The 1,835-nt window shown below is 70.7% G+C and carries 3 protein-coding genes and 1 pseudogene; 2 read left to right on the top strand and 2 right to left on the bottom strand.

Annotated elements, in window-relative coordinates; genetic code table 11:
• A partial coding sequence (locus DMC18_RS19950; RefSeq protein ID WP_110133240.1) for a DUF2460 domain-containing protein occupies positions 1–488 on the bottom strand: 488 nt, incomplete at its 3' end.
• Between the two features lie 69 nt (positions 489–557).
• On the opposite strand from DMC18_RS19950, the gene DMC18_RS19945 reads away from it, so the two are divergent.
• Positions 558–1,049 carry a hypothetical protein gene (locus tag DMC18_RS19945; RefSeq protein WP_110120745.1) on the top strand — a complete coding sequence of 164 codons (492 nt, stop codon included), beginning with the start codon at positions 558–560 and terminating at the stop codon, positions 1,047–1,049.
• Positions 1,050–1,132: 83 nt separating this feature from the next.
• On the top strand, positions 1,133–1,591 hold the full coding sequence (locus DMC18_RS19940) for a DUF805 domain-containing protein (RefSeq protein ID WP_110120746.1): 459 nt from the start codon (positions 1,133–1,135) through the stop codon (positions 1,589–1,591).
• Between the two features lie 77 nt (positions 1,592–1,668).
• On the opposite strand, the pseudogene DMC18_RS19935 reads toward DMC18_RS19940, so the two are convergent.
• Positions 1,669–1,835: pseudogene (locus tag DMC18_RS19935) on the bottom strand (phage tail tape measure protein); the annotation flags it as partial.

Raw genomic sequence — 1,835 nt, 5'->3', positions numbered from 1 at the left:
GCCGCCAGGCTCACCAGGCCGCTCGCCACATCGACCGCGAAGGCCCCGGCCGCCTGCTCGACGCCCGCCACGGCCACCCGCACGGTTCCGGCCTGCGGCTTGGCGATCGTGCGGACCACCGCCTCCTCGCCGGCCCCATACCGCTTCACCAGCTGGAACAAGGTCCGCGTCCCATCGCCCGTTCCCAGCGCCTGGTCGGCTGGAGCCGGCGCCGCCGACGGCGCGCACGACTTGAAGTCGGCCGGATCCCGGAACCGGAACCCGTGCAGCCGCCCCCGCCGCGCCTCGAAGAACGCGACCAGCTCGGCCGCCTCGTCCAGGCTGCGGCTGGCCGTGCCGATCAGGTAGCGCCGCCGGCCCTGCGCCCAGGGACTCGACCGCCGCTCGAAGCCGGACGCAAGGCCGACCACCTCGGTCCGCCGCTCGATCCCGCTGGTCCCGCCGAAGGCCAAGCGCAGCGGCAGGCGCGTCTCGTGAAAGGCGCTCATCCGAGCCCTCCTTGACAAGGATATGGAATGTGAGTGATTGCTTACTTACATTTGATCGGAGACCGACCCGTGCCCCTACTCGCCCTGCTCCTGTCGCCGCGCGGCGCCGTCGGCCGCCGAGACTTCTGGCTGGGGCTGTTCCTGCTGGCGGCGATCGACGCGGCCATGGGGCTGGCCGCCATGCCCTACGGCGCGCGGGCCTTCTTCGCCGCCCCGGTGCTCGGCCCCTGGTTCGGCGACATGGACGCCGAAGCCGCCCTGCCGGGCCTGGTCGAGGTCTGGGGGACGGGCGCGGTGATGATGCTGTTCCAGGCCTGGATCAGCGGCGTCTTGTGCCTCAAGCGGCTGCGCGACATGGGGCGCGGCCCCGGGGCCCTGATCCTCGTCTGGCTGGCCAATCTCGCCCTGCAGGGCGGCGGCCGCGCCTGGATGGCCGGGCTCGACGGCATTGCCGTCATCACGCCCTTCCTGATCGCCCTGCCGACCATGGCCCTGATCTGGCTGGGCTTCCTGGCCTGGCTCGGCTTCACGCCGGGGCGGCGCACACCTCAAGCGGGTTAAACCCTTGTCATGACGCCCATTTCACTTAAAGCGCGAGCCCGCCGGGCCTAGTCTCCTTTTCAAGGTTGGGAGACTGAAAAGACATGGACTGGAAAACCCTGATGTTCACCGCCGACGGCCGCATCGGTCGTCAGGCGTTCTGGATCGCCTGGCTGATGCTGCTGGGCGTCAACGTGGTCGCCGGCTGGATCCCGCTCATCGGGTGGGCCGCCTCGCTGGTCACGCTGTTCTGTTTCGTCTGCATCTACGCCAAGCGCCTGCACGACATGGGCAAGAGCGCCTGGTGGCAGCTGCTGCCGATCCTGCTCGGCCCCGTGCTGCTGATGGGCTCGGTGATGTGGCTGGTGTTCGGCTCGGCCGCCATCGCCCTGGGCGGCGGCGACCCGGAGATCTTCGCCCTGGCCAGCGTCGGCGGCATGGTCGTCGCGGCGGTCCTCGGCTTCCTGGTCACGGTCGGCTTCACCCTCTGGGTCGGCTGCGCCGAAGGCCAGACCCGCGACAACCGCTGGGGCGACCCGCCTTTGCATGCTTTGGCGGTGTAAGGATCCCAAGGCCCGCCGAGCGATCGGCGGGCCTTTTCCATGACCCCTCTCTCATAGAGAGAGGGGTCACGTAGAGTTCACAGCCGCCGCGCCCCCAAACTCACCGCCCGCGCCAGCGCCTGGGCCAACTGCGCGTCCGAGCGCGCCAGGCCGCCGACGTCGCCGCCGCTGACCTGCACCGTCACGCTCATGCCGCCGCCCAGCGGCTCCACCGTTCCCGCGCCCGCCGGCCGGAACACCTCCG

The organism is Caulobacter sp. D5 (assembly GCF_003185805.1).
GTDB lineage: Bacteria > Pseudomonadota > Alphaproteobacteria > Caulobacterales > Caulobacteraceae > Caulobacter.
The sequence above is the reverse complement of the archived record's forward strand: the minus strand, read 5'-3'. Positions and strand labels throughout refer to the sequence as shown.